19 protein-coding genes are annotated in these 20,643 nt (G+C 51.0%); 6 read left to right on the top strand and 13 right to left on the bottom strand.

Translation table 11 applies throughout. The features are described from left to right. Positions 1 to 25 precede the first annotated feature (25 nt). On the bottom strand, positions 26 to 1,699 hold the full coding sequence (locus tag KDM87_RS10595) for an alkaline phosphatase family protein (protein ID WP_212679037.1): 1,674 nt from the start codon (positions 1,697 to 1,699) through the stop codon (positions 26 to 28). Positions 1,700 to 2,058: 359 nt separating this feature from the next. Here KDM87_RS10595 and KDM87_RS10590 point away from each other — a divergent pair, with 359 nt between their 5' ends. Then, a complete protein-coding gene (locus KDM87_RS10590) occupies positions 2,059 to 2,436 on the top strand; it encodes a TraR/DksA family transcriptional regulator (protein ID WP_212679036.1) in 378 nt (125 codons plus the stop codon). 118 nt (positions 2,437 to 2,554) lie between these two features. On the opposite strand, the gene KDM87_RS10585 is transcribed toward KDM87_RS10590, so the two are convergent. The 5 genes from KDM87_RS10585 to KDM87_RS10565 all read right to left on the bottom strand — a co-directional run bounded on the left by KDM87_RS10585 (position 2,555) and on the right by KDM87_RS10565 (position 9,560). Beyond that, positions 2,555 to 3,706, bottom strand: a complete 1,152-nt coding sequence (locus KDM87_RS10585; RefSeq protein WP_212679035.1) for a DUF3667 domain-containing protein — start codon at positions 3,704 to 3,706, stop codon at positions 2,555 to 2,557. A 188-nt stretch (positions 3,707 to 3,894) separates the two neighbouring features. Next, entirely contained in the window at positions 3,895 to 6,723 is a 2,829-nt protein-coding gene (locus tag KDM87_RS10580) for an ATP-binding protein (protein WP_212679034.1), read from the bottom strand. A 5-nt stretch (positions 6,724 to 6,728) separates the two neighbouring features. Further along, positions 6,729 to 7,478: a hypothetical protein gene (locus tag KDM87_RS10575; protein ID WP_212679033.1), complete on the bottom strand. Its 750-nt coding sequence runs from the start codon at positions 7,476 to 7,478 to the stop codon at positions 6,729 to 6,731. Further along, positions 7,475 to 8,842, bottom strand: coding sequence for a hypothetical protein (locus tag KDM87_RS10570; RefSeq protein WP_230407701.1), 1,368 nt, complete (start codon positions 8,840 to 8,842; stop codon positions 7,475 to 7,477). Before KDM87_RS10570 ends, KDM87_RS10575 begins: the two co-directional genes overlap by 4 nt. Before the next feature lie 376 nt (positions 8,843 to 9,218). After that, a complete protein-coding gene (locus KDM87_RS10565; protein ID WP_186882959.1) occupies positions 9,219 to 9,560 on the bottom strand; it encodes a hypothetical protein in 342 nt (113 codons plus the stop codon). Positions 9,561 to 9,881: 321 nt separating this feature from the next. On the opposite strand from KDM87_RS10565, the gene msrA reads away from it, so the two are divergent. From msrA to KDM87_RS10550, 3 genes are all read left to right on the top strand, one after another. Next, positions 9,882 to 10,421 (top strand): peptide-methionine (S)-S-oxide reductase MsrA, encoded by a 540-nt coding sequence (gene msrA, locus KDM87_RS10560; protein WP_212679032.1) that lies wholly within the window; start codon positions 9,882 to 9,884, stop codon positions 10,419 to 10,421. Between the two features lie 133 nt (positions 10,422 to 10,554). Further along, positions 10,555 to 11,118 carry a lysozyme gene (locus KDM87_RS10555; protein ID WP_230407700.1) on the top strand — a complete coding sequence of 188 codons (564 nt, stop codon included), beginning with the start codon at positions 10,555 to 10,557 and terminating at the stop codon, positions 11,116 to 11,118. 10 nt (positions 11,119 to 11,128) lie between these two features. Beyond that, positions 11,129 to 12,187: a hypothetical protein gene (locus KDM87_RS10550; RefSeq protein WP_212679031.1), complete on the top strand. Its 1,059-nt coding sequence runs from the start codon at positions 11,129 to 11,131 to the stop codon at positions 12,185 to 12,187. Positions 12,188 to 12,226: 39 nt separating this feature from the next. Here KDM87_RS10550 and KDM87_RS10545 read toward each other — a convergent pair whose 3' ends face one another. The 4 genes from KDM87_RS10545 to KDM87_RS10530 all read right to left on the bottom strand — a co-directional run bounded on the left by KDM87_RS10545 (position 12,227) and on the right by KDM87_RS10530 (position 15,355). Then, positions 12,227 to 12,706: a hypothetical protein gene (locus tag KDM87_RS10545; protein WP_212679030.1), complete on the bottom strand. Its 480-nt coding sequence runs from the start codon at positions 12,704 to 12,706 to the stop codon at positions 12,227 to 12,229. A gap of 60 nt (positions 12,707 to 12,766) precedes the next feature. Next, the gene (locus KDM87_RS10540) at positions 12,767 to 13,918 is read right to left on the bottom strand and encodes an MGDG synthase family glycosyltransferase (RefSeq protein ID WP_212679029.1); all 1,152 of its coding nucleotides are present in this window, start codon (positions 13,916 to 13,918) and stop codon (positions 12,767 to 12,769) included. 192 nt (positions 13,919 to 14,110) lie between these two features. Then, entirely contained in the window at positions 14,111 to 14,746 is a 636-nt protein-coding gene (pdxH, locus tag KDM87_RS10535; protein ID WP_212679028.1) for a pyridoxamine 5'-phosphate oxidase, read from the bottom strand. 75 nt (positions 14,747 to 14,821) lie between these two features. After that, on the bottom strand, positions 14,822 to 15,355 hold the full coding sequence (locus tag KDM87_RS10530; protein ID WP_212679027.1) for a hemerythrin domain-containing protein: 534 nt from the start codon (positions 15,353 to 15,355) through the stop codon (positions 14,822 to 14,824). Positions 15,356 to 15,470: 115 nt separating this feature from the next. On the opposite strand from KDM87_RS10530, the gene tcdA reads away from it, so the two are divergent. After that, positions 15,471 to 16,286: a tRNA cyclic N6-threonylcarbamoyladenosine(37) synthase TcdA gene (gene tcdA, locus KDM87_RS10525; protein ID WP_212679026.1), complete on the top strand. Its 816-nt coding sequence runs from the start codon at positions 15,471 to 15,473 to the stop codon at positions 16,284 to 16,286. A 182-nt stretch (positions 16,287 to 16,468) separates the two neighbouring features. Then, positions 16,469 to 16,978 carry a chemotaxis protein CheW gene (locus KDM87_RS10520; RefSeq protein WP_408058729.1) on the top strand — a complete coding sequence of 170 codons (510 nt, stop codon included), beginning with the start codon at positions 16,469 to 16,471 and terminating at the stop codon, positions 16,976 to 16,978. A 111-nt stretch (positions 16,979 to 17,089) separates the two neighbouring features. On the opposite strand, the gene KDM87_RS10515 is transcribed toward KDM87_RS10520, so the two are convergent. From KDM87_RS10515 to KDM87_RS10505, 3 genes are all read right to left on the bottom strand, one after another. Continuing rightward, positions 17,090 to 17,842: an energy transducer TonB gene (locus tag KDM87_RS10515; protein ID WP_212679024.1), complete on the bottom strand. Its 753-nt coding sequence runs from the start codon at positions 17,840 to 17,842 to the stop codon at positions 17,090 to 17,092. 424 nt (positions 17,843 to 18,266) lie between these two features. Further along, the gene (locus KDM87_RS10510; protein WP_212679023.1) at positions 18,267 to 19,307 is read right to left on the bottom strand and encodes a GMP reductase; all 1,041 of its coding nucleotides are present in this window, start codon (positions 19,305 to 19,307) and stop codon (positions 18,267 to 18,269) included. Positions 19,308 to 19,585: 278 nt separating this feature from the next. Next, a complete protein-coding gene (locus tag KDM87_RS10505) occupies positions 19,586 to 20,512 on the bottom strand; it encodes a metallophosphoesterase family protein (protein ID WP_212679022.1) in 927 nt (308 codons plus the stop codon). Positions 20,513 to 20,643 lie beyond the last annotated feature (131 nt).

Genomic DNA, 20,643 nt, shown 5'->3' with positions numbered 1-20,643 from the left:
GCTTTTTTTAATTACAGTAATCAGATCACTGCAGTGCTTCTGTCAGCACACGTCCTTCGGCAGCTGATGGCGGACGCACACGCAACAGATGCGCGAGTGTCGGTGCAATATCCATGACCTCGGCATACTGACCGTAAGCGCCTGCTTTAATCCACGGTTTGCCCATGATCATCAGCGGTACATTCGTGTCATACGAGTAGGGTGAACCATGCGAAGTCCCTTGCTTACCGCTGCTGAAATACCAGAAAGGTTTGATCACCACCATGATGTCTCCGGATACCTGACGGTTCCACGCGCGTTGCATTAGGGTTCCGATGCGGGTGGCCGGCAGATTGCCGTTTTCCAGTTGAGTACGGGTGAACGCATTCGCCACGCCAGGGTAATTCAACAGGAAACGTGCAGCCGTATTTTCTACTTCTTCCCGTTTCAGATTCTTTTGCTCTATCAGTGCGTAATCCAGAATCACATTCGGCGGCGACCATTTTCTGACCAGATTTTCCTGCCCGAATTTTTCTGCCAGATGCTTACTCAATGCTGCTGACATTTGCTTACCATCGAGACGCTGGGCATCACGTTTGATGGATTGTGAGAATTCCGGCACGTTCGGAAAACCATGATCGGCAGTCAGTACGACCATGGTGTTATCAAGACCAACACGTTTATCCAGATAGCTGAAAAAATTCGCCAGCAGACGATCGAGTCGCTGCAAATGATCGTGCGACATGCGGCTTTCCGGACCAAAACTATGGTTCACATAATCATGGCTGGATAAGCTGACGCCCAGCACATCAGGTACACCGGCAGGATTACGGCCCAGATTTTCACCTTCTACCGCGGCACGGGCAAAGTCCAGCGTCATTTCATCGAGATACGGACCGGTGTACAGCTTGCCGTAATATTCCGCATCCGGTTTGCCGGATTTGCTTTCATATTTAAATGGAAAACGGTTTTTTTCGTCTGCAATCAGATCATCGCTGGCGTCGCCTGCATAAGATGCATCGGCAAGTAAGGGACGCCATTCTTTGCCATAGAATCTGTCCTGTGGCTTGCTGGCATGGTATTGCTGCACCCACTGCGGGTGGCTTTGCATATAGTAGGTGCTGCTGGCGAAATTGCCGGATTTGCCCATATACATATACGCCGTCCCCGCTTTGCCTGCGAGCAGAATCGCGCCGCGATCCTTACCTGATACCGTGATTACTTTCGCCCGGTTACCGGTTGCATAGCGTAATTCGTCGCCGACTGTGCTGGCGCGTAAATTAGCAGGCGAGGTTCCGGCGCCGGGTTTGGTTTCATCGCCGATATAGTTGTGCGCATTGTCTTGCGTGCAGTACATCGATTCCAGTGTTTTCGTATCGGTCCAGTCATTCGAGATAATGCCGTGCTGGTAAGGATACGCGCCAGTCAGTACGGCAGCGTGACCAACCGCAGTGACTGTCACGCCATGCGCCTGATGGGCATTACTGAACCATGCTCCCTGATCCAGCAAACGGCGGAATCCGCCTTGTCCGAACTGATCACGATAACGCGTGACTTGCTCTTGCGGCAAACCATCGACCACCAGCACCACGACCAGTTTTGGTTGCGCAGGTTTTTCTGCTGCAATCGCCGGAAACGTTGCCAGGCTGCTGGCGGCAACAAGACAAGTAAGTAAAAACAGCCTGCGCACAGGGCGCAGACAAAGCAGGGAGGGCTTCATCGGTTTCATGTTCTGATGTTCAATGGAGGTTAATAAAACAGCCCGCCACAGGAGGCCGACTGCTTGCGAGAGGAATAAAAGCGTACAACAGAATTATTTCACGACGATGATGCTCGTGGGGAGCTATTTATGCTTTCATATGCATGAGGCTTCACATCTGCTGTGACCTAAAGCCCCGCGTTGCCATCGCAAGCAGACGTGTGGTAACGTAGACCGGAATATTCGCCATGCAGGTCAGATATTGAAATTCTTGTTTTAAGAAGAGATTGACGACATCCGGATTGTGTTTAATCAAGACTGATTTACTTTGAGCAGAGTAATCTGAATACTTGGCAGGTCATTGATTTAAGGGAGAAAACATGAGTCTCAACAGTGCACAACAAAACAGCTTAAAAGAGAAACTGGATGGCTTAAAGCAAAGCATACAAGAGGAATTGCGGCAACATAATCCTGAAAGTTTGCAGATACAATCCGGTGAGGGCGATCGTCTCACGAATGATGCGCTGAATGCCGATGAGATGGCGCAATATCTGCATCATCATGCGGAGTGGCAGGCTTTGCAGCGGGCGCAGGCCAGACTCAATGAAAACGTCGCCGATATTTGCAGTGAATGTGGCAGCGCCATTCCTTTTGCGCGTTTAGAGGCAGAGCCGACAGCCGAACGTTGCATCGATTGTCAGAGCAAACTCGAAGCCAACGACCATCGTCTGCATTTGCATCCACATTCCAGCATGTAAATTACCAGACTGCCGTAAAAAAAGCCCCGCAATATATTTTAGCGGGGCTTTTTCTTTTAAGAAAATACTGATGCCGAAGTGTACTGTCCGCGCTTTCAGGGATCAGAAGACAAGTATTTTAAACACTGATCGACAGTACAACAATCGCATAAAAAGTTAGCGCGCATGTTGCAATAAACAGTAATGCAAACGTGCGCCAGAGCGCGCCTTTGACACTCAGCTGATACGCTTGTTTTAGCTGCGTATACATGTGTACCGGCGGCACAAATGCGAACAGCATCGCTGCAGTTATGCTGAAGCCGAACCTGTTCAGCAGGGCAATACACATCAGCAATAGGCTCATGAAACATAATGAGTAGAGCGAAAAAACAGCATGGTCAAACATGACGTACTGACGTCGGAATATAAACAGCAACCACAAAAATGGCAGCGACATTGGCATCAGCAGAAAAGCAAATTTCGACGCATTACTTTTCATTTTGTAGAGAATCAGTTCAGGATTTTTAACAGCGCTTCTGATTTTCTGTTCCAATCTTGGTATGGTCGAAGTGATTTTTCTATTGTCAAACTGCTGGTCGATTTTTTTGATCAGTACGCCGGCATCAACAATCTCATTATCCGTTGCCGCGTTATCAGTCTCGGTAGCGATTGCCGCAGGCTGAGCAGCCGCTGCAGGATTATTCTTCTGATTTTTTTCATTATCCGTTTTTTGTGACGTGCGCGCGGTTTCACTCAGTTCTTTATCTATTCCTGACGGAACACTGCTGTCATCGACCTGCTGTATTTTTTCTTTACTACCGCCAATAGCGTTAGCGTTATTGTTGTTGATGCTGACCTTATTTTTCGTTGCAGAGGATAGCTTGTCTTCAGGGTGATTCGCTGTCATTGAAAAGACGAAAAACATCAGAAAAATCAAAAACAGAAATAATGCCAGCGGCGACACATAGCGAGTTCGTTGTCCCTGAATATAATTGCGGGTTAGTTGCCCGGGCTTAAAAATCAGTGCCGGAATAGTGCGCCATGCCTTTGTTTCAAAGTGCAGAAATCCATGCAGAAACTCTTCGGTCATATGTAGCAGAGAGCGGTGAATGTGCGCCGACTGCCCGCAGGCATGACAATAAGGGCCGGTCAGAAGTGTGCCGCAATTGGCGCAATTACCACCATGTTCATGTGCATGGGCGGTATGAGAACTGTTCGCCGTCTTAGCTGCTTCGTTGACAATCAATGCCTCGCTGACGACGTCCGTCGCGATATCCGTTACCATGCTCATGCCGCACCTCTCCTTTTGCAATGTAACGACGGTGGGGGCTGTTACCCCTTCAGTAGTCATACACTGCCAGATGTTTCAAAAAAAACATTGTACGGGTTTTATGAGCGATACCCCAGTGCAACTGCGGGCTGCACCAGATATTTTTTCAGACTGTCGGTAATTCCTCACGGAACTACTCTTACCACAGGTCAGGCGCGGTGTTCCTTGCTTTTTTCCACCTTGCGTTGCAAGACAAAAATTGGTTGCGCCCATTCTGTGTCTTTTTTCTTTTTACTGGTGATCAGCGTCAGTTCTGATGGGTCATAGACGTCGGTGTTATGCGTCAATGGCGTGGTCATCAGATACTGTGCATCGGTATTTTTCAGGAATTCGCCGACCAGCTGAATATTGCGTATATCCAGATGGGCAAACGGTTCATCGATGAAAACGAAGCCGCCGGAACCGTCTTCGGATTTCAGCAGACCGATCAGCAGAATCAGCGATTTCATTACCTGCTGGCCACCGGAGGCTTCGCCGTCGTTCATACCGATAGGGCCTTTGCCATCGAATTTGAAACGCACATGCAAACCGGCCTGCGCCAGCTGAATATCATCATTTTCGAGTTTCACCGGATCAGTATGCACTTCAATACCGGCCAGCTCGCCGAGCTGACGGATATTTTTGCTGTACGCCTTGATGGTGTAACGCAGTCTGTCCATGTAGGCGGCGCGGGCATTGATGGTGGCCTCGATTGCCCGGTTATTCTGATAACGGCGTTCATCGGTTTCTGCCTGGCGGCCTTGCAGCAAGGCGTTCAGACGGGTGTACTGATCCACCACAGTGGAGTCGGTTTCCCAGTCATCGCGCGCCAGATTATTGCTCAGACTGCGGAGTCGCAATTCGATCTGATGGACGTTTTCGTGCTCTGCCACCAGTTCACGCCGGTGTGACGCGCGCTTCCAGTTGGGCGGCAGCGTATGCCAGGTATCGCGCATGCTGCGCAGGGTTTCGTATTGCGCGGCGCGTTCTTCAGCGTGACGTTTTTCTGACACACGCAATTGCGCTTCGGCATCGGCGATGGCGGCCTTGGCCTGTTCCCACTTCAGATGCGCGACAGAGCGTTGTTCGGTTGCTGCTTTCAGCAGCGGTGCGATTTCACCTAAGCGGCTGCCGACTTCGATGCGTTGCTGTTTCAGCGGTTGCGTATTGCGCAGGGCTTCTTCAAATTCGGCATGACGCGCACTGAGTTCTTTTGCCGCATCGACACCTGCCAGACGCGCTTTGTAGGCGCTGATTTCACCGGCAAGTTTGCTGATGTTCATGGTCAGCACGTCTTCCTGCGATTGCAGGCGCGGTAGCGATTTCAGTAATGCTTCCAGACGCTGAGTACGACCGGCATTGCCGAAACGGTAGCGCGATACTTCGACAAACAACGAGCGTCCGCCACGACGTTCAAAATGATAGGCGTCGGGCGTGATCCATTCTTGCGAACGCGGCAGTTTCATGCCCGCTTCAATCGAGCCGACAGTCGATACGCGTTGTAATTGTTCGATCAGCCAGGCAGGTGCCTGCGCAGTGAAATTCACGACGGACAGCAGGCTCTGGTCTTTAACGACAGGCGCACTGATGCGCTCAGGCACGATGAAGTGGCTGTATTTCTGCTTCTCACCAATGCGGTAGGCCGCTGCGGCATCGCTGGCCTTGTCGAGCAAAATCACTGAGGTATAGCCACGCAGCATGCCTTCGACTGCGCCTTGCCATTGCGGGTCGGTGACTTCGACAATATCCGGCAGCATGCAATGCGCAATCCCTGCATCGTTCAGGGCGCGGCGCATCTGGCGCACGTTTTCCGGGTCGGGCAGGGCGGATTTGCCTTGCAGCGCGGCGATCGTATCCATCTCGCTGGCGATGCGCTGGCTGAGCGCATCGCGCTCCGCTTTCTGACGTGAGAGTTCGGCTTCTTTTTTCTCTAAATCATCGGCGACGTTGGCGACATCGGCGTCGGCTTCGGCGGCCAGTTTTTGCAGACGGCTTTTTTGTTCGAGCAGACTTTCCTGCGGTTTCAGCTTGGCATTGATTTGCTGCAGTTTTTCACGCAACGCCGATTCTTCCGCTTCCAGTGCGGTTTCCACTTGCTTGGCTTCCGACACTTCATGCGCCTGTTGCGCCAGATGCTGACGACGCCCGGATAAAGCTTCATCCTGCGTTTTCAATAAGCGCTTGCTGTTTCGCAGCGACTGGCTGGTGGCTGCGGCTTTGACCAGGTCTTCATGGTATTGCAGTGTCGGCAGAATTTCTTCCTGCAGATCACGTTTTTCTTTTTGCAGACTTTCATACTGATGGTAATTCGCGACCTTCAGGCGCAAGCCTTCCAGATTCGCCTTTGCGCCTTCGAGTTCAGTTTCAAAACGCTGCAATTCAACTTCAGTATCATGCTGATGACGTTTCGCATCATCGTAAGCATCCAGCACTTCTTTGTCGCCAAAGACCTGGAACACCAGATCGAGTAACTGACGTGGAGCATATTCGCACAGCTTGTCAGTTTCGCCCTGTTCGAGCGCCAGCACTTTACCCATCGCATTCGACAACCCCGCGTGGGACAAGCGTTTGCGGTAGCTTTCCACACCCAGCCAATCATGCGCTTCGATCACTTCCTCGATCTCGACTTTACCGCCGCGCATCAGATACTGACGTTTCCAGTCGCCACCGTTTTTTTCTATTTTGCAGAACAGGGTGACTTCATCTTCATACAGCCCGGACATGCGGAAAGGGCGATTCGAAATCTGCGGACCCACCGCACTGTTATCGACCACTGCGCGTATCCAAGCGGTTTGCTGGCCGGAATGGCGGGCGTAGTGTTTGTAAGAACGTCCCATAGAACATTCGAGCCCGAACAAGGTGCGCAAGGCATCTAGCAAGGTAGTTTTACCGGAACCGTTTTGTCCGGCAATCGTAATGATCTTGGCGTCGAGGGGAATATTTTTGATGCGCTGCCAGTAATCCCAGTGCACCAGTTCCAGCGATTTAATATGAAACATAAGTTTTATTCTTTTCCGGTGTTGAGGGGCGCGTCTGCATCAGTATCCGTATCGCGGTTGTCGTCACTTGCCAGCGTTTCCACGGCGTCCGTTTCTTCGTTGGCTGGAGTCAAAATCGCAGGCGTGCGCACCGCAGGAATCTGGAAAATATCCGACAATGCACCATTGATGATGCGGTCCTTCAGTGTGTCGGTATCCATCAGCAGATCGAGCAGCGGGCCTTCCAGAATCAGATCGCCTTTGCGTTCGATAAAGCCAACGCGCGCAAGTTGGCCAAGGTTCATATCCATGCGCGTTTTTTTACCGAGCTTATCGCCGAAATCGGCCAGCAATGCGCGGTATGAAATGCCGATCGAGGTATCTTCGGCGCGTGGCAAAGGTTTCTCTTTGCCGAACATATCGTTCTGATCTTCTTCCGCCAGCTGATGCGCTTCCTGGCGTTCGCGTTTCGGCAAAATAATCAGTGACCACAACACCACCAGCAGCGCCACGCCATCGCGGGCGAGGCCGAAATTATTGTTCTGCCAGGTTTCCTTAGTGCCGAATACTTTTGATTCGCTGTCGCGCGTTAATGCCAGCGTGACGTAATCGGCATACACGTTATCAACGAATTTCATGCCGCAGGCTTTGAGTCTGGCATCAAGTTCGGTACGGAAATTTTCATCTGACAAAGCGCGTTTGACCAGCTTATCTTCACGGCGCAGGGTTTGATGCGCGAGCAGGCGCGCAATCAGAATTTGTGCATCTTCGGTCATGGTGTTTCTCTGTTTTTGCCAATGCCAGTACCAGTGTTGTTGATACTGGAGATGGTGTGAATAGTGGCAGCAGGTGCAGCGCTGATGCTGGCAACGGAAAGTGCCGCAATATGGGCATCCTGCACCTTTTGCATTTTGTCTTTGGATTGAAAAACCAGCGGCAAGCGCGCCAGATTGGCCGTTGCACCTTGTAACGCCGATTCATTGACGTCGCCCAGCAAAGGCAGCATCGACGCGCGGTACGAGGCAATTGCAAAACTCGCCGGCAGTAAAAGATCCTGTAATGCGATCGGCTTTTCGGTCGGGTCTGATTTGCTCAGCAGCGCCAGCCAGTGATCGAGTTCGTGCAGCGCATCGCTGTCATCATTGGCAATCGAGACAGCATTTTCACCGGTCGGTAATGCGCCTGCGACCGCCGATACACGATGGCTCAGCAATTCGCTTTCGGCCACGTCTATCATTTCAGATGGCGTGATAAACAGCGGCGTGACCGGGTTCGCCAGTGCATCGTCCGCCAGTGCGGCAAGGTCTTCTTTTTGCAGCAGCCAGGTTTTGATATCGGTCGTTGATAAGCCCGATTGACCGAGATGCACACGTTGCCGTTCGATCTGATTCAGCGCGCGCGAAAACATGCCCTGCATATTCAGCAGCGCACTCTGCGCGCGGCCGATGGCCTGTGCAGCGCGATGGGTGGCCGCATCCGCCCGCTCATCGTGGGTGATCGCGTGAATGATTTGCGAACCTTTTTCCACCCAGTCACAGGCGGTATGCCATTTCTGCTGCGCTGCGCGTAACTGGAATTCAGAGCCGGATGCAATCGCATCGGAAAATTCTTCAGTCAGCTCGATCAGGCGGCCCAGCAGATGGTGCAATTGCTCGACCGAGACACCGCCGACCGCTTGCGCACCGGCGACCTGCGTCAGCATGTAGCTCATCTCGGCCTGATCGTTATTTTCTTCCGTGTGTAGCAGCGATTCTATGGCGGCCAGCACATTGCGCGCGGTCGGCGTGATGCGATACACCGACTGACTCGCATCCCACACCAGCAGGCCGGTTGAGCGCAGGCGCGACAACACGGTTTCGAGCGCATCCGGCTCCAGATAACCGAGTTTGGCATTGATATCGGCGCGGCTCAGCGATGGCGTTTCGACATCCGCCGTTAGCTCGCGCAAGACCAGCAGACGCAACAAGACGCCGTTGAAGCCACCATGAAACAGCGCCGTGAATGCCTGCAATACAGGCTGGGCACGCTTTAAGGGGAAAACGGCGGAAACGTCGTCGGGAGAAATACCAGTTTTGAAATACGTCTGCAGAGCGAGGTCTTCCTCAGTCTGGACGTGAGCGTCGTCACTAAAATTTTGCATACGGCATTTTACCCGCTTGCAAGGGGCTTGAGTATTGTCTGAAAGCTATTTTAGGGCAGGGAAATGAGGCGTTTACTGATGCTCTTCACGCCATCTGACGCCAGTGGCAGAACCCAGAATCTGGCTGAAATGGCCGCAAAATCGTTCCCGGAGGCAAAATAATACTGGGGGGAGTATATTTTAAAGCCCTTTGTTTATGTAGAGATCTATGCATTATTGGCACATACTCCCCTGTTTTTGTATTTTTATAGGAAAAATGGCAGCGAAATGAGGCGTTTTCTCGTGCGCTAAACTCGTCAAACCTGTTTGCCGCTGGCGGCTGATGCTGTGCTGACTTGCTGTTGCTTGTTGCTGCGAAGTCGAGGTTTGTCCTCGCTTATTCCAGCCGTTTTTTATCGTATTTGTGTTCGACGATGCGCTGATGTACGAATTCGCGCTCATCCGGCGTCGCGTGCAGCAGACGCGTAACGGCAGAGCGCGGCACCCGGTAATAGCGGCGACGGTTCTGGCGTGATTCAAGCGTGCGCCAGCCGCGTAAAGTCAGCCATTCCCATTGCTCATAATCGATAGGCAAAAACAGCTGCATCTTCAGCCTGTCGAGCGTGATGGTGCTGCCAAATGCCGGTTTCGCGCCGGGCGGCGGCAGCAAGCGCTGGCGGCGGACATGGAACACGGTGCGTAGCTGATCCCTGAGTTTGCTGATGGCCTGATAAAGCATGGTAAGCACTCCTGCCAGAAAATATTGATCGCAAATTTTAAGCGCAAGAGGGACGAACAACGTGTAATGAATTGTAATTTTAATTACATAAAGCTGATGTCATATCGTCCACTCCCTGAGATATATACGCCAGGGCTGACTGCGACAGCTTCGGTTTTTCTTATGGTGTGTCTGTGGTGCTGGGGCAAGCCTGTCAAGCTGTTCGTGCTTGTATATACTCACACAAGGACACAAATGTAGCGATGGTCAGAAATTTGACAGTCTGCGAAAGAGACTGCTTTCGTTCTGCCCCTCTTTGTTTAACGTAATCAGGAATAGGCTATGACGAATCCCGGCACAGAGATTGCCACCTTGGGTGGCGGTTGTTTTTGGTGCACTGAAGCTGTATTTCAGCAAATTCGCGGCGTGCTGAAAGTGGAATCCGGCTATACCGGCGGCAGCGTGCATCAGCCCAGTTATGAGCAGATCTGCACCGGTCGGACTGGTCATGCAGAAGTGGTGCGCTTGACGTTTGACCCGGCTCTTGTTTCTTATCGTGAATTACTGGAAGTGTTTTTTACGATACACGATCCGACCACGCTGAATCGTCAGGGTAACGACGTCGGAACGCAGTATCGTTCCGCTATCTTTTATCACGACGAACAACAGAAAAAAACAGCACAGGAAGTGGTCGCGGCGATGGCTGCGGTATGGGATGCGCCTATCGTGACGGAAATTACGATGGCGCCGATGTTTTATATCGCCGAAGACTACCATCAGAATTATTATCGCCAGCATCCTGAACAAGGCTATTGTGCATTCGTGGTGGCGCCTAAAGTGGCAAAAGCGCGTCAGGTTTTCGCTAAAAAATTAATTGATTAACATATTTATTTGATACTATTCTTCCGGAACCTGCTCTGCTTCGTCTTGACTTCAACTCCGTTACACTTTGTCTGGAGAGAACGGTATCAAGGTGCAGGGCGCTGCATCGATGTACGCTCTTCCGGAGGTTGCAATGGCACTGCGCGATGTGAATCAGGCGACAGTAGACCTGATCAAACAATACGAAGGGATACCGGACGGTAATCCTGCAACAGACAATATCGATCCTTATCTTGATCCCGTCGGTATCTGGACTATAGGGTGGGGACATGCGATCACCTATCAGGGGCGCTTCCTGAAGGGGGCTGCGGATAAGGCGCAGGTGCAAAGCCTGTATCCAGGAGGCATTACGCTCGCTCAGGCCGAGGCTTTGTTGCATACGGATCTGATGAATGCCGGGCGCGATGTGTCTTCAGTGGTGCTGGTGTCGCTGAATGACAATGAATTCGGTGCGTTGACCAGTTTTACCTTCAATCTTGGCATCGGTAACTTGCGCAGTTCAACGTTGCTGAAGATGCTCAATGCGAATAACCGTGCCGGTGCTGCAGATCAGTTCGGCCGCTGGGTCATGGCGGATGGCAAACCCTTACCGGGATTGGTCAAACGTCGAGCGGCTGAACGGGATTTATTTTTGACGCCGGTGGTGTCGCCAGCCGACCCGCTTGTACCACTTTCATCACCTGTACAAGCAGCCTGAGGAGAAAACGATGAATGCGCTGTCTTTTCTGTCTTCTACGTTGCAACGATGTTTTGTTGCTGCCCTTTTTTTCTGTGGTCTGCCAGCAAGCGCTGCTGACGCTGTGCGTTCGACCGATATTGTTGCGGTTGAACTCAATCATCGTTTCGTGATTTCCACTCCAGGTATTTGTGAGCAGTTGAGCAGTGATCAGTATGCCGTGGTGGAATTACGCATACAGGGGCAACTGACCCCGCTGAAACCGATGGATTGCAATCCGGCTGCCACCGGATATGGTTTGCAATTTTTTATGCCGCAGCTCGATGGCAGCGATCTCGGCACCATGCGCGAGCTGCTGGTCGGCTCGCCGTGGAAAGATGCGAAACATGGCTTTCGCCGCGATCTTCCTTACAGCCTCAGCGTGACTACGGCTGCGGGTGGCGTAGCGCTGGCAAATGGGATATTGCGTCTGCAGATATTACGTCCTTCGTATCTGCTGCTGGGATTCGGCTTTATTCTGGGTGTCGGCTTTGCATTGTTGCGCCTCGGGCGTGATTCGGGTTTGCTGCGCGATGTCACCGATCTTGCTGTCCGTTGCCGCAGTTTCAGTTTGTCAAGAGTGCAGATGGCATGGTGGTTTTTTATCGTTTTTGCTTCTTACATGTGGCTGTGGCTGGTCGGGGAAGGCATTCCGACCCTATCAAGTCAGGCGCTGGGCTTACTTGGCATCGGTAGTGCAACATATTTCGCTGCCGCCAGTGTGGATGCAACTAAGCCTCCTGCTAACAGCGAAAGTCAGGGATTCTGGAGCGATATTCTGAGCGATGCGCAGGGGTTGGCTTTGTACCGTTTTCAGATGCTGGTGTTTAATCTGTTGTTTGGCGTCCTGTTTATTTTGTATGTTGTACAGCATGTCAGCATGCCTGAATTTGACGGCAATATTCTGACCTTAATGGGGATGAGCGCCGGCACTTATGCGGGTTTTAAAATTCCCGAAAAAACGCAGAATGCTGCGGTTGCCATAACGCCAGCAGCATCGGCGGATGACGTTAGCGAAGATCCTAAAAAAGCCTACAGTGCAGGTGCCTGAGACAAAAAGACGCAGTACCGCTGATGCAGGTTTTTTGCCTCAGCGGACTTTTTCTTTTTTGTAGGAATAGCAAAGCAGCAGGATGGCGACCACACCGCCTATCCAGTAATCTATGGGCGTTCCCCATAGCCAGTGGCGATGCCAGGGAACCAGCACGGGGTTAAAACTGCTGATGCCATACGCGGGATTCATCACGAACCACAGGCAATCTTCGGTGATCCAGAAAATGATAATGCATGCGGCTATGCGCGCTTGTATTTTCCAGTTCCATTGCGACATCCAGATGATGGGGAAATGGAAAAAGATGGCGATAAACGGAAATACCCATGCGTGATAGCCGGTCATGGCGCGACCACCCCAGAACAAATCAAGCAACCAGTGGTTTTTTATGCGCCAGGTTGGCAGACTACCGCCCCAGCCATTTGCACCTTCTATCTGAATTTCCACCTGCGCAAAAAAAACAGCCAGCACAAAGACCCATAACAGGGTTAAAAATAAGTTTTTGAAAGATGAATTCATACGCTAGAAGTGAGTGTGAATGACGTGCTGATCTTTGAGTTTTTGATTGTTTGCTCAGCGTTAGTTTGTTGTATGTATTGTGTTTTCCTCTTGTCGTCCGAATACTTGCGTCAGGACATCGGCTGCAGCATGTGGCTTGCCTAAGGCGAGCGCTTTGCGACGCATCTCATGTAATTTTTCGGGTTGGCTGAGCAGTAAATTCAGGCGGTAGGCAAGGCTGATATGGTCGTGGGCTTTCAGCGCCACACCTTGTTCGAGTAAGAAATCGGCATTCCTTTCTTCCTGCCCGGGAATCGGCGAAGTCACGATCATCGCCACGCCGCTGGCAAGGCATTCCGAGGTCGTCAGGCCGCCGGGTTTGGTAATGACCAGATCCGCACAAGCCATCAGACGTTCAACCTTGTTGCTGAATCCGAGTGGCAGCAGCTTGCCCGGATAATGCTTTGCCAGCGCCTGCATTTTATGCAGCATCTGCTTGTTACTACCCGCCAGTGTGATTAGTTGAAAAGGCGTCTCTGAGCGCAATAAGTGCGCAGCCAGTTTGTCGAGATCGCCGACACCGGCACCTCCACCCATCAGCAACACCGTTGGTTTGTGGGGATCTAAGCCATACTCTGCGGCACAGGTGCGGCGATCATGCCGTTGCGTGAATCCTGGCATCACAGGAATCCCGGTGACATGGATTTTTTGCGCAGGAATGCCATTCTGGCGCATGCGTTCAGCGACTTCGGCATTCGCCGCAAAATAACCGGCCATATTGTCGTGCACCCACATACGGTGTAAGTCGAAATCGGTGACTTGTACCCACACTGGGCAGCTCAGTTCCGATTTACGGATCAGATGCGACAGCATTTCTGCTGGCAGGAAATGTGTGCAGATAATTGCATCGGGCTGAAATCCGGTCAGCATTTTCTTCAGCGGGCGGGCATTCAGTCTTTCCACGCCACGGCGCAGTTTTTCGAGGAAGCCATTGGCCTGCGCGCCATTGCTTGCATGGTAAAGATAGCCCCATAGCAGCGGAGCGCGGTTGACGAGTTTGATATAAAAATCAGTATAGATCTTGCGAAATCCGGCGGTAACAAAATCCATCACATCCAGATGGCGTATTTCCGCTTCTGCGTCGCCGGCTAAGGCACAGGCGAGCAGCGCTTCCGCGGCCCGTTTATGCCCGCTCCCCGCAGAAACGCTGAGCAACAAGATTTTTTTTCGCATGAATTTGAATTGATCAGAAACGATCATTCAGCATAACAGTGCAGTGTGATGACTTGATGACGTGATCTGAGGCGGTAGTTCTCGTCCTTTTGAATGCAGGTGCGGGGCAAAGAAAATCCCCCGGCCAGGCAATAGCGACGGGGGATTTGTGTGCGCTATATAAGACGGCGCAGCAGAGAGCGAGGGATCTGATTATGGCTGCAAGCGGCCGATACTCCATCTGCCATCGGCATTACGGGTGTAGACGATACGATCATGCAGACGGGAACTGCGACCTTGCCAGAATTCGATTTTTTCCGGCACCAGACGGTAACCACCCCAATGTTCCGGGCGCGGTGGCTGGTCGCCAAAGGTACCGACTACGCTGGCTAACTGCTGTTCCAGCAGATCGCGATTAGCAATCGTCTGGCTCTGGGCTGATGCATTGGCGCTCTGACGGCTACCTAATGGGCGGCTATAAAAATACGTATCGTTTTCTTCGGAAGACACTTTTTCTATGCGGCCTTCAATGCGAACCTGACGTTCCAGAGCAGACCAAAAAAATAACAAGGCCGCGTAGGGATTGGTTGCCAGATCTTTACCTTTCGCGCTGTCGTAATTGGTAAACCAGCAAAAACCACGTTGATCAAATTCCTTGATCAGTACGATGCGGGATGTTGGTCGTCCGTCATCTGTGACAGTCGATAAGCTCATGGCGTTTGCTTCGGCAGCATCCGCTTTTAATGCCTGATCAAACCAGATACCAAATTGTTCAATCGGGTCAGCGGTAACGTCTGATTCGGTCAGGCTGGCTTGTTGATAATCCTTGCGGAGATGGGCGATAGACATACGGTTCCTTTAAAAACAAAATGGGGTTGCCTGTATTGCGGCTGACGTTATGACGGCACAGCCCGGGTTCTGGCGCTAGGCGCTGATGCCCCGGCGCGCCTGCATCGCCGCACCTAACTTCTGCATTTGCGCCGCGCTGAACAAACGCAGCGCCATCGGTGCGATCTGGCCTTCTTCAATTTGCATATGTTTGGCATACAGTGCTGCAAAATCTTCAACTTCTGCAGCCGATAAATCAGTACCTGTGCCATCTTCAATTGCCTGTAACTGCGCGCCCAGCACTTTCCATTGCGCTGCCATTTGCTGATGCTGCTGCAATATGTCTGTCAGTAATAAGGCTAACAGGCTCGCATCCTCACCGGTAGCGGTCGCTTGCAACTCTGGCAGTAAATCAATTTCTTCATCTTCATGATGCAGAGGCGCTGCTTTATTGAAGTATCGTAAAACAGCTTTTGCTGCTTGCTGTGCGTTTTCATCAATGCCAACATCATTCAGATGCACTACCAGTTTATCCATCGTTGCAAGTTGCTTGCGGATACGGTCGTGGCAATGTTTAAGAACGGCGAGTGGCTGATCAAAGCCCGGCGCACTGTCAAATAAGTTGTTCATGCAGACTCCTTCTGGAGATGTTGATCATTATTATGCAATACCCATTGTAGACCTGCTTGCGACACATCAACCGTGGTCTTGTAAAATGGCGCCTGAATTTAAATTTCTTCTTATTATGCAACAAGATTCTGACATTGATTTTGATCGTCGTTTTGGCGGTATCGCACGACTGTATGGCAGTAATGCCCTGACACGTTTTACGCATGCGCACGTTTGTGTCATCGGCGTCGGCGGTGTCGGTTCATGGGTTGTGGAAGCGCTTGCCCGCAGTGCTATCGGGCGTATCACGATGATTGATCTCGATAACGTTGCCGAATCCAATGTTAATCGCCAGATACAGGCAACCAGTGACACTCTGGGAAAAGCCAAAGTGACCGCCTTAGCGGAGCGGATAGCCCTTATCAATCCTTTTTGCAAGGTGACCGAGGTTGAAGATTTTGTGACGCCGGATAACCTTGATGCAATGTTAGGGCAGCATGGCTTTGACTATGTGATTGATGCAATTGACAACGTTAAGGCAAAAACAGCATTGATCGCTTATTGTCGTCAGCACGCGATTCCTTTGATCACGATAGGCGCAGCTGGCGGACAAACTGATCCCGGCAAGATAGAAATCCGTGATTTATCACGCACGGAGCAGGAACCCTTGCTGGCGCTGGTGCGCAAGCGCTTACGGCAGAATCACGGTTTTCCGCGTGGGTCAAAAAGCAAATTCGGTATTGATGCGGTGTTTTCTATGGAAGCATTGAAGATGCCGGAAACAGCCGAGGCCTGCGAGCTGGATGCTGGCGACAAGGACAGCGCCGATGACAGTACTGGTATAACCGGCTTAAACTGCGCCGGTTTTGGCTCTTCGGTCGTGGTCACGGCATCGTTCGGTTTAATGGCGGCAGCGCATGTTCTGCGTCAATTAGCGCAGCTTGAAAAATAAGTTAAAAGCCGTTTGAGCAGGCATAAATCAAGTAAAATTAGTGCCTTGCGGAAATATTTTAACGAGAGTGGTGTGCGGCGATACATCGCGTCGTCTTCAACTCATTTGAATTTAATCTCATCAGAACGCAGGAATATAAACACCTTTGCGTCTTTTGCTTTAAATTTTTTTTAAGGAACAGAATAATGAGCGTTGCTGAACTTAGCGCAACAAAAGCAGATGCTGACGATCGCCAGGCGATCCAGAAAGATCAGGAATTTCTGGCTTTTCGCCTCGGCTCCGAGGAATACGGCATTCCGATTTTGCTGACTCAGGAAATTCGTAATTTTGAAGCACTGACGCGGATTGCAAATGCGCCGGAATATCTGAAAGGCGTGATGAATTTACGTGGCGTCATTGTCCCGGTGATAGACATGCGTTTGCGTTTCGCTACCGGAGAGGCGACGTTTGACGCTTCCACCGTGGTGATCGTGCTCAATATTGACGGGCATGTCATAGGAATGATCGTTGACAGTGTGTCTGACGTTGTGACCTTGCCAGCTTCAGCAATCAAGCCGCCGCCAGATATGGGAACGACGTTTTCCTCAGATTATCTGGTTGGTCTGGGTGATATTGATGACCGTATGATTATTTTGCTGGATATCGAAAAACTGATGTCTGGTCCTGAACTGGGTCTGGTTAGCAACCAGTAATCAGTCCTCATCATCCAACATAGAAAAGCCCTGATCAGCGTGAAGCGATCAGGGCTTTTTTATTTCTGCGAAGAATTGTTAATCAGAGCGGTGGATTTGCCGTGCAGAAGATTAGTCTATTTTGAAATTGAACTCGGTGACCGTTGTCTGCGCTCTCGATATCGGCGCATATTTCCATTGCATCACAGTAGCAATCACTTCTTTATCAAAATGCCTTGGCGGGCGTGCTTTCAAGATCTCCACCTGTGACACTTTGCCATCCGGTTCAACATGAATTTTGGCGCTGACCACACCTTCAGTCACCCCGGCACGTGCCGCACTTGCGGGGTATTTAGGCTGAACACTGTTCAGCAGTTTTAATACGATGCGCTCTGGCTCTGCTGCTTTTGCAACAACCGGCGCCGGGGCTGCGGCAACAACCGGGGCTGCTTCTACCGGTTTCGTCACGACAGGTGCCGGCGTGGGAGCCGGAGTCGAAGCTGCAGCCAGAACTTCCCGTGCAACAGGTGTAGGTTTCGCTGGCGGTGCTTTACTTTCCTGAGCGCGTTTTGCTTCCAACGCCTGCTTCTCTTTTTCTTTTTCCTTGGCTTCTTTCAGCAGTTTTTCTTCCTGCGCGATTTGTGCAGCGGTTTTATTCGAAGCCTGATCCATCCATTTTGTTACGTCTGCGACATGCCCGTGATTGACGGGATTTTTGACCAGACCTGTCGGCATTTCACCTGAGGCGGCGGATGCGGCTGTTTCCTTGGGGGGCTCTTCTGGCGGCGGTGTTTTGGAACACGCCGTAATCAAGACACCGGTACAAAGTATGGCGAACGCAGACGCGCGGCGTTTATGCGCTGGTTGTTGAACTACCTTATTCATATTTCTCCCTATACAAATCGGTTGCTGCATCAATATCTTTTAGTGTTTTGTGCCGATATCACCCGGTTTTTTATATTTTTCGCAAAAGAAAATTCAGTTCAATTGGAAGTTAATTGTATAAAAGATATATTCCTATCCTGACATGGAATAATTTCTATAGCAATATTTTTGTGATGACTTCTTTCAATGCCGTTATTGTTTTGAAAAAAATCACAGCAGGAATTGTGCCAGCGGGCATCTTTTAAAAATCAGGCTGTTCTCAGACTTGAAAAAGATCTTTGCTGCTACCCGTCACCAGTGGATACCGGTGTTATGCACTTGATTAGTGCTGAACGGTTGCTGTTGTGCGCTATAAATCAGCGTGGATGACGCTTCTCTTGCCTTGCAGTGTTGCACCGCAAGACAAGAGAAGCCGAGGCAGGTATCAGGATTTACCGAATACTTCGTTGAGTTGCTGAGTGACACGGATAAACGTCGTGCGTTTAGTCAGCTCTTTGAGTTTATGTGCGCCGACATAGGTGCAGGCAGAGCGTACGCCGCCAAGAATATCCTGCAGGCTGGCTTCCACCGGACCACGGTAAGGAATCAATACTTCTTTTCCTTCCGATGCACGATATTTCGCAACGCCGCCCGCATACTTATCCATCGCAGCGCGGCTGCTCATGCCATAGAACCGTTTATATTGCTGGCCGTCCCGCTCGACCAGATCACCACTGCATTCATCGTGGCCGGCCAGCATACCGCCCAGCATGATGAAATCGGCACCGCCGCCGAACGCTTTTGCCAGATCACCGGGAACAACGCAGCCGCCATCGGCACAAATTTGCCCGCCAAGACCATGCGCCGCATCGGCACATTCGATAATTGCTGATAGTTGCGGATAACCAACACCTGTCATTTTGCGGGTGGTGCAGACGGAGCCTGGGCCTATACCCACTTTGACAATATCAGCGCCAGCGAGGATTAATTCTTCGGTGATATCACCTGTCACCACATTCCCGGCCATGATGGTCAGATGAGGATAAGTGGCGCGCACCTTTTTAACGAAATTAATAAAACCTTCGGTATAACCATTCGCCACATCGATACAGACGTATTCAATCGCATTTTTAGCACGTGCCATAACAGCCGAAAACTTTTCAAAGTCAGCTTGTGTAATTCCCATCGAATAAAACGCGGTCGACTTTCTTTCCAGCGACGAGAAATAACTGACCAGTGTGTCTTCGTCGTAGTGCTTGTGCAGGGCGACGGATAATTGATGGCCTTCCAGAGCCCGCGCCATTTCTATGGTGCCGGTGGAATCCATGTTGGCAGCGATAATCGGAATACCGTTGTAGGTTTTGCCGGAATGGTGGAAGACGAATTCCCGGTTTAAATCAACCTGGGCGCGGGATGTGAGGGTAGAGCGCTTGGGACGGATCAACACGTCTTTAAAATCAAGTCTCAGTGTTTCTTCAATATGCATGACGACTCCGTAATGCGTCTGGCGGACGCGGGAATGGGACAACCGGGGCGATGAATCAGATTAAACGCACCAAGTCGATGAGCCGTAGTTAAGTATAGTCCTAAAAAAATGCCGGTCCGGAATTGATTTTGAAATGAGGAATATCACCGCTGACGTATACGCAGGATCGCGACAGAACGGTAATCATGAAATCCGTTTGCAAGACTGAATAAAAATGCGGCCTGGCAGGCAGAATGCCTCGCTAAGCCGCATCATAATTGGGACTCAGTGTGAAAATCTTAGTGGCAGCTTCCTTGACCTTTATCGCTGAAACTATTTCCCTGAATTGGTAGAAATTCCCACTCATAGGATTTTTCCTGCAGCGTCAGTTTCAACACGCCATGCGTATTGTTGTCGCGCACTTCTGTTGCCATTTTCGGCAAAAACATCGGTGTCAGTTTGGCGCCACCGGTACCGACGACGAAACTGCGGATGCCATTTTTATCGTCCCTCTCGCCATTGCCATCAAGCGGGGAAAAGCGTTCGTAGTCATGATCGTGAGACGTCAGTACGATGTCTGCTTTGGCCGCCGTCAGAATTTTCCAGATGCTGTGCATATGCGGGTTATTGCCGTGTCCGCCCGAGCTGTAGGCCGGGTGATGCCAGAACGCCAGTGTGCACATCTGCTTGCTGCGACTGAGTTCTTCTTTCAGCCAAGTCACCTGCTTCTCCATTTGTGCAGGATCAAGATTACTGTTGAGCGAGAGGATGTGCCACGCACCTGCTTGCTTCGCATAATAGCCGCGCCGCTCTGGCCCGGCGATCTCACCGAAATAATTGTAATAGCCCAGCGCTTTCGGCATACCGTATTCATGATTGCCCGGCGATGGCAGCGTACGCTCTTTAAAGCGTCCCCAGGTCGGGTCATAACAGTCGCTGAACTCTTCCGGTTTCCCGATAGGATAAGTATTGTCGCCAAGCGTGATCACGATGGCACTACTGTCTTTTTCCAGCGCGCTGGCGATCATATCTGAGGTGCGCGCGGCGACTGATTCCGCAGCAGGTTTTTTCCGGCAATCGGCAATATCACCGGCGGCATAAACGGTGATTGCTGTGGGAGCAGAATTTTTTTGATTTCCTTTTTTTGTCGCCGGACTATGGTGAGCAGGCTGAGCGAGTGCAGATGAAATCAGAAGTGGCAACAACAGAGAGAAGCGCAAACGCATAAATATATCCGGACAACAAAAGGCAGTAACAGAGGCGCGTATTTTACCTGTTCGCCAGCTTGTGCTGCGCGCGTTGTTTGTCGCATAGATAAACGCCCCGTAGCCGGTGTAGCAGATACGGAGCGTTGAAT

It is taken from the genome of Cognatundibacterium rivi (genome assembly GCF_018139565.1).
Lineage (GTDB): Bacteria > Pseudomonadota > Gammaproteobacteria > Burkholderiales > Burkholderiaceae_D > Undibacterium > Undibacterium rivi.
This window is presented reverse-complemented; position numbering and strand designations above follow the sequence as displayed.

What these genes read in the sequence shown, in the direction of transcription:
- KDM87_RS10595 (WP_212679037.1), bottom strand. Translation starts at nt 1,699, where the DNA reads ATGAAGCCCTCCCTGCTTTGTCTGCGCCCTGTGCGCAGGCTGTTTTTA.
- KDM87_RS10590 (WP_212679036.1), top strand. Translation starts at nt 2,059, where the DNA reads ATGAGTCTCAACAGTGCACAACAAAACAGCTTAAAAGAGAAACTGGAT.
- KDM87_RS10585 (WP_212679035.1), bottom strand. Translation starts at nt 3,706, where the DNA reads ATGAGCATGGTAACGGATATCGCGACGGACGTCGTCAGCGAGGCATTG.
- KDM87_RS10580 (WP_212679034.1), bottom strand. Translation starts at nt 6,723, where the DNA reads ATGTTTCATATTAAATCGCTGGAACTGGTGCACTGGGATTACTGGCAG.
- KDM87_RS10575 (WP_212679033.1), bottom strand. Translation starts at nt 7,478, where the DNA reads ATGACCGAAGATGCACAAATTCTGATTGCGCGCCTGCTCGCGCATCAA.
- KDM87_RS10570 (WP_230407701.1), bottom strand. Translation starts at nt 8,842, where the DNA reads ATGCAAAATTTTAGTGACGACGCTCACGTCCAGACTGAGGAAGACCTC.
- KDM87_RS10565 (WP_186882959.1), bottom strand. Translation starts at nt 9,560, where the DNA reads ATGCTTTATCAGGCCATCAGCAAACTCAGGGATCAGCTACGCACCGTG.
- msrA (WP_212679032.1), top strand. Translation starts at nt 9,882, where the DNA reads ATGACGAATCCCGGCACAGAGATTGCCACCTTGGGTGGCGGTTGTTTT.
- KDM87_RS10555 (WP_230407700.1), top strand. Translation starts at nt 10,555, where the DNA reads ATGGCACTGCGCGATGTGAATCAGGCGACAGTAGACCTGATCAAACAA.
- KDM87_RS10550 (WP_212679031.1), top strand. Translation starts at nt 11,129, where the DNA reads ATGAATGCGCTGTCTTTTCTGTCTTCTACGTTGCAACGATGTTTTGTT.
- KDM87_RS10545 (WP_212679030.1), bottom strand. Translation starts at nt 12,706, where the DNA reads ATGAATTCATCTTTCAAAAACTTATTTTTAACCCTGTTATGGGTCTTT.
- KDM87_RS10540 (WP_212679029.1), bottom strand. Translation starts at nt 13,918, where the DNA reads ATGCGAAAAAAAATCTTGTTGCTCAGCGTTTCTGCGGGGAGCGGGCAT.
- pdxH (WP_212679028.1), bottom strand. Translation starts at nt 14,746, where the DNA reads ATGTCTATCGCCCATCTCCGCAAGGATTATCAACAAGCCAGCCTGACC.
- KDM87_RS10530 (WP_212679027.1), bottom strand. Translation starts at nt 15,355, where the DNA reads ATGAACAACTTATTTGACAGTGCGCCGGGCTTTGATCAGCCACTCGCC.
- tcdA (WP_212679026.1), top strand. Translation starts at nt 15,471, where the DNA reads ATGCAACAAGATTCTGACATTGATTTTGATCGTCGTTTTGGCGGTATC.
- KDM87_RS10515 (WP_212679024.1), bottom strand. Translation starts at nt 17,842, where the DNA reads ATGAATAAGGTAGTTCAACAACCAGCGCATAAACGCCGCGCGTCTGCG.
- KDM87_RS10510 (WP_212679023.1), bottom strand. Translation starts at nt 19,307, where the DNA reads ATGCATATTGAAGAAACACTGAGACTTGATTTTAAAGACGTGTTGATC.
- KDM87_RS10505 (WP_212679022.1), bottom strand. Translation starts at nt 20,512, where the DNA reads ATGCGTTTGCGCTTCTCTCTGTTGTTGCCACTTCTGATTTCATCTGCA.